Source organism: Moorena sp. SIO2C4 (assembly GCF_010672485.1).
Taxonomy (GTDB): Bacteria; Cyanobacteriota; Cyanobacteriia; order Cyanobacteriales; family Coleofasciculaceae; genus Moorena; species Moorena producens.
In genome coordinates this window covers 1-6,188 of the sequence record NZ_JAAHGN010000416.1, presented here as the reverse complement: position 1 = coordinate 6,188, position 6,188 = coordinate 1, and the positions used below count along the sequence as shown (strand labels likewise).

4 protein-coding genes are annotated in these 6,188 nt (G+C 44.7%); 1 reads left to right on the top strand and 3 read right to left on the bottom strand.

Features of this window, described 5'->3' with window-relative positions:
• Positions 1–366, top strand: a 366-nt coding sequence (locus F6K20_RS20590) for a threonine synthase (RefSeq protein WP_287295849.1), incomplete at its 5' end; no start/stop codon positions are given.
• Positions 367–490: 124 nt separating this feature from the next.
• Here the strand turns inward: F6K20_RS20590 and F6K20_RS20585 are convergent.
• The 3 genes from F6K20_RS20585 to F6K20_RS20575 form a co-directional block, all read right to left on the bottom strand.
• Entirely contained in the window at positions 491–724 is a 234-nt protein-coding gene (locus F6K20_RS20585; RefSeq protein WP_143764178.1) for a hypothetical protein, read from the bottom strand.
• A gap of 84 nt (positions 725–808) precedes the next feature.
• Positions 809–1,621, bottom strand: coding sequence for a hypothetical protein (locus F6K20_RS20580; RefSeq protein ID WP_131827032.1), 813 nt, complete (start codon positions 1,619–1,621; stop codon positions 809–811).
• Between the two features lie 187 nt (positions 1,622–1,808).
• Positions 1,809–6,188: alpha-2-macroglobulin family protein (locus F6K20_RS20575; protein WP_502708851.1), on the bottom strand; the 4,380-nt coding region annotated here is incomplete at its 5' end.

The window sequence follows — 6,188 nt, the reverse complement described above, 5'->3', positions numbered from 1 at the left end:
GAAACCATTGCAACCGCAATTCGGGTGGGCAACCCAGCTAGCTGGGAAAAAGCGATCGCAGCCCAAGAAGCTAGTAAAGGGGCATTTAATAGCGTTACCGATCAAGAAATTTTAGATGCCTATCGGTTATTGGCATCCCAAGAAGGAATTTTTTGTGAACCAGCGAGCGCTACATCAGTAGCTGGTTTGTTGAAAGTAAAAGACCAGGTACCCACAGGAGCAACCGTGGTTTGTGTACTGACAGGTAATGGTCTCAAAGATCCAGATACTGCAATCGAACACAGCAACAACCCATTGACAGAAGGGATTGAGCCGACAACTGCTGCTGTGGCAGAGGTGATCGGGTTAAAGCCAACAGAGGGTTAGGGATGGGTCGTAACTTCGGTGGTTAGGTTGAACGCGATCGCTTGGCCTATTGGCCAAGGTTATTTGGTTGAAGGTTATTTGGTTGAAGGTTAACCGGTTGTTAGGTTAGTTGTTAGGTTAAAGGTTATTTGCTTGTTCGCCTTTGGCGTTCGGTGTAGGGTAGATTAACCGGTTGGTTGAACGCGACGCGCGTGCCTATTGGCCAAGGTTTAGCGCCCACATCTACCAATTTACCTGGTGCTGGATATTTCAGACCTAAGTAGATTCTTGAGCAACGGTCATAGAGGACTTGCCTTAGGAGTAGGATGCTCACTGCTAGCATAACACCTAGTAAAATCCATTTCAGCCAAAATATCATTAGACTAAATTGAACACGGAAACAGCAACTGCATCCCTACTCCCTACTCCCTACTCCCTACTCCCTACTCCCTATAACCCAGGACTAAAGTCCCTGATCCAATTGAGAGCTGCTATATAAATTGGGATAATCTAAGAGTCGAGTTCTCTCAAACCCAATTGGTAGTTGATTTAATCGACTTAATTCCTGATCAATGTGATTAATGAAGTACTTCATTTCTCTAGGATTACCATGGATATCTTGACCTGTGACCAAGTAGCTATTTACCTCATTCTTTAGAGATGCATAGTTCAGGTATAACTGTTTGTTATTGACAATACTGTCCTCATACCGGAATAATCCAGGAAGATTTCCAAACATAATAGCTGATGCTGAAACCACTACGAAGATATTAATCACATAAGGGTGAGTACTATTCCAACCTGCTCGAATAATAAAGAGTAAACAAATTCCTGCTACAATCGCTGTACCATAGGTCATTAACTTAGACATATAGTAATTGTTGTAGAAGAATGTCATCATTTTAAAATGTCTTTGGTCTCGCGCTTGGATTTCTTGGATTTGGTCACTAATTCTTTCTTGTTCAAGGGGAGCAGCCTCAGCGATGGTCTCAGTATAGGCAACTGGTGCTCTTGGGGGTAACAACCACTTTTGGGTTTGGTAGTTACCTAAGGAATAGAGAAAGATTACTCCTACAGTAATCAGTAAAACCAATACAGAAGTTAAGGCGATATGTCCAATCAGTGGCTTAGACCAAAATTTTGGCTGAGTTAAGCCTATTTTATTAGTTTCCTGATTCTCCGTTTTGACAACGGTTTCAATGGTTTCATGATTATGAGTTGTTGTCGAATTTCCTTTCTCGATGTCGATAGCTGAAGATTTATTAAACTCTAACATTAGCTTGACCTCCAAGGGGCGGACATTTGGTTTTTTATTGGGATTCGTTTTTTGATTCGGATATGGATTTAGCACCATCAACTTTAAAAGGGTATTCAATCACTACTCGTTTGTCAATTTAAGGCAAAGGCATAATGGTAATTAACAATTAACAATTAACAATTAACTAATTACTAATCACTAATCACTAATCATTAATCACTAACGTAGAGGAAGCCGACCTGCCAAATTCTTCTGGGGCATAGTTGAGGTGTGCTTGGGCAGGGGGCCATAAATAGGTTCCTGGTGTAACTGAGCGCACCAGATAATGTAAATTATAGACACCAGCCTCCAATCGATCGGCATAAGCCACAATGCGATCGCGATGAATTTTCTGATAATCTATTTGCCAGCTATCCTGTTGAGCTTGGAAGTAAGGAGTAGCAGTTTGGAAACTAGTATCCACTGCTTCCAACCCAGCTGGTAAGAGATCTTCGATCACCACATGATCCACTGGATGATCGGTAATCACCTCCACGCCAATATCAAACACTTGTCCGGCTGGTACTGTTAATGGGTCTTTGAGAGCATACAGTCCAATCTTTCGCAACACCTTTTCCTGATTAGCGGGACGTATGGTCTTGTTTACTCGTAATCCATTAAACCGACCGGGTTGATTGCCTTGTAAGCGATAACGATAGCTGGTTAAGTAGTGTAGAGTCCCTGAACCAGATTTTTTGACAATCAGGTCATGGCGACCTCGGGGTAAGTTATCCATGGTAACCTGAATCGATTGACTAGGTTTCTTATACCCCTGGAACTGGGCTGAGCCAAGTTTTTTCCCTGCTAGTTGCACCGTTGCTCCAAAGCTGGGGGGTGTAGGCTGTAATCGACTATAGTCTACTAAGGCACTCAAGGCTTGGGCATTATCGTAGCTAGTTTGCCAAGTGCCATCTCGCCGTAACTCTAATAACCCTTGTAATAGTTTACTGCGAACCTCGGCTGAACTGTTTTGGGCAATAAATAGACGCAAGGCTTGAGCTTGTGCAGTAGTAGACGAATCCAGCCAACGCCAGCTTTGGGGTAAATTTATCCGAGCTGAACGCCCAGTTTGATAGATGCTTTCCTGAAACTGATTAACTAGAGTTTGGGCTTGGCTCCGCCACTGACGAAACTGTAATAAGTAACGCGCTAATTTAATCTGAGTGACCCGGTCGAAGTTACTGCTTTGTTCATAAAGGTATCCTAGGAAGTCACTGCGGGTTTGACCGAGTTCTGCTAATCCCATCAGTGCTTCTAATCGCACCTTACTCTTACACACTACGCTCTTGCAATAATCATACTGACCAGGATTGGCCAATATTTTCTGCAAGTAGTTCTGGAGACGGCTCACCATCCCGGAATCTACTGATAATCCTGCTGCTTTAGCCCGAGCTAGAGCAGTAGCAGCATAGGGAGAGACGAAGGGGTCTGAGGATTTTTGTCCGGGCCATCTGGCAAAGCCACCATCTGGTCGCTGGAGTTTCTGTAACTGTTTGATAGCCTCAGTGCCTTGTTGGCTAGGGTTAAACTCAGCAAAGGTCTGACCATATTGTTTGCCGAGTATTTCCAAATTGGATGCGATCGCTAATTTACTTGCTACCGGTTCTAAGAAGGGTAAGTCTTCGTTACCCAAGACTTGCTTAGCCGGAGCAGTAATTTCAGGAATCAGAGTACTAGCCAGGGAAATCTCTAACCCTCCGCTGTCAGGTACCACGTTACTAGCTATATTCACTGGGATTTTTACTTGATTCCTGGTTACTCCCGATTCCACCACTTGCTCAGTAATGTCAACGGGTTTGACAGCTAAAGGCACTTCAAACCCATCTTGATTACCATTGAGCTTAGTCGTAAACTTGACTTTAGCTTTACCCAAGTTATTGGCTACCATCGGAAAACGATAACCACTGGTTCCGGTCTTGGCTGAGGTTTTTTGATTCAGCGTAGGCCCTTTACCACCATCAAACTGAACCCCACCGGTCAGTTGTGCATTAATCTGTAAATCTCCCGTTTTCCCAGTATTATTAATTAGCGCTATCCCAGCTTTAAAGCGATCGCCTGGACGAGCAAATTGAGGTAATACTGGATTAGCCATCAGCCGCTTGGTGGTGATAAAGGTAGCCTGGCCATTACCAAAGTGTAGGTTGCCATCCGTTGCTACTGCCATCACCCGCCAAGTGGTTAAATTATCTGGTAGTTTAAAGGTTACCTTTGCTTTACCATTGGCATCTGTTACCAGTGAACCATTGTAGTAGGCTAAGGGTTTGAATTCCGTGCGAATCCGAGTACTAGCTGCGCCAGAAGACTCTCCTCCACCATAGCCCCAGCCTTTGTCCATCATTCGCGTCGCTAGCTTTTCTAGCACCACCTTAGGACGGTTATCACTGAAGCGAGTGGAAATATCTTGCTGAGCATACACGGTCTCTACTAAATCCGGTACTTGGTAGCCACTCAGTTGCAAGATGGCTTCATTGACAACCATCACGGTAAACTGTCCCTTTACTGGTTTACCCTTAGAATTTTGCAATGATAATTCCACTGTTTGCTTAGCACCAGGTTCAATGGACTTAGACTGCAATGTCTCTGTTACCTTGAGATAGTTATCATCCAACTTGGTATTAAACGGAGCAAAACCGATCCGCACCAGATTTTCTACACTCCCCGGCTCCACTTGGGATAGGGGTTTGCCTTGGCGCACTACTACTGCTTCTACTGCTGCATTAGGTACCATCTCGGGAGTGACTTTGAACTTAATCTCTGGCGCACCCCCTTTAACTTTGACTACTTTGCGATAGAGAGTATTGTTCCGAACTACTGAAAAATACAATTCCCCTTCAGGATAGGGAGATTGAATCAAGGCTGTAGCTGTTTCCCCCGGCTTATAGCTATCCTTGTCTAGTTTGATATCCAGACGAGAGTTATCATAGCGAGACCCCCAGTACACTGAGTTTCCACCGGTTGCCCAAATTTGTAAGTCTGTTGCTGCTAAGTCATTTTTAGCTTTAGCCAAATTAGCGCGAATTCGATAAGAACCGGATGAGGGGGGAGTGAGCTTGATGGATTTTGGACTACTACCGGAACGGACAGTTACCTCTTTAACGGTTTTGTATTCCACCTGATTCTTTTCTCGCTGACTCCCTGCCAACACCTGGGTAACACTGCTGTATTTCATTTCTTGCAGTTCCAGGCGTACTGATTGTCCTTTAATTAATTTACCGGTGGGGTCAGTAACAATCACTTCTACAGGGAATGGTTTTCCGGCATCCGCCACCCAATCCCCTTTTAATCCAATTAGTTTATCGCTAGGTAAAGCTGTAAATGTTTTAGAATCGGATACCGACAGATTCGAGACATCGGTAACTTGGGAATCTACCCGGTAAGTCATGGGATAGGGCAGGTCTTTCGTCACCGGAATAGTTAGACTACTTTCCCCAGACTCACTCAAGGTTTGATTAGTTTGGAGGACATCACTGGTAACTTGCGGTCTTTCCTGGGGCCAAAACCACTGCTGACCAAAGGAAAACTCTTCCCATCCTTCTGGAGTAAAGTAGACGGGGGTGCGGGTGACGTAATAAGCCACCTTGCCCCCATCTACATTTGAACCAAACCAATAATTTCCTTGGACATTAGCGTCCACCTTCTCGCCCATGTTAGCAAATTTTTGAGCAAGGGTTAGGTCAACTTTAAAGTTAGGAGGATTAAACTCAGCTACTCGGAAACCACCTGAAATTTCTCTGCCATTGCTTCCCCTGGCCTGGACGGTATAGAAACCTAGGGGTTGATTCTCTTTCAGGGGTAATTCTAGGGAAAAGGTACCAAATTCATTGGTTTTCTTAGTGCCTAAACCTGTCTTCTTACCATTGGGTTCTACCAGGGTGACCTGATAGGAGGCATTTTTGTCTTGGGTGAGGTTATCTTTTTCTAGATAATAGGCTGCTGCAGTGAACCAAGCCTTTTCTCCTGGTTGGTAAAGCTGTCTGTCTGAGAAAATAGTGCCTCGGGATTTTGGTTTGCCATTGTCCCAGTCTGAATAAATCCCGTAGCCATAATACCCACTATATTCATTGGTTCGAGTAAATGCCCAGTCTTTGCCTTCTTTAGCAATTACCAGTAATTGCGGACCTTTAGTGAAGCGCGTTGCCCCATTCATACATTGACGTAGAGCTTGGCTGTTTAGGGCGATGGTGCCAGTTCTGTCAGTTTTTGCGATCGCACAGGGTTTTGGTGAGCCTCGATAGGAAGCATTCAGCTCAGACTTATATATCTCTACCGTTGCTGCTGCTGGTGAGCCATCGGACAGATGATTCACTTGCACCAAACCGGAATCAGGGAACCATTGCGCAAACACTCCCAAATTGGTCAGCTGCACCATGCCATAAAAGGTTGGTTCCCACCACTTTTCGTTTCCATTGCCATCCTGATAGCGATTGGTTTTCGCTTGCACCCCATAGGCCAACATTCCCGTTGGACCTCCCAGTCGTTTCCTCAGGGAAACCGCGATATTAGTGGTTTTATTTTTCTTCCCGCTACCCGGAAACGTTCCCATTGA

Excerpts from the sequence above, each read along its gene's own strand:
- F6K20_RS20585 (WP_143764178.1), bottom strand. The coding sequence starts at position 724 with ATGATATTTTGGCTGAAATGGATTTTACTAGGTGTTATGCTAGCAGTG.
- F6K20_RS20580 (WP_131827032.1), bottom strand. The coding sequence starts at position 1,621 with ATGTTAGAGTTTAATAAATCTTCAGCTATCGACATCGAGAAAGGAAAT.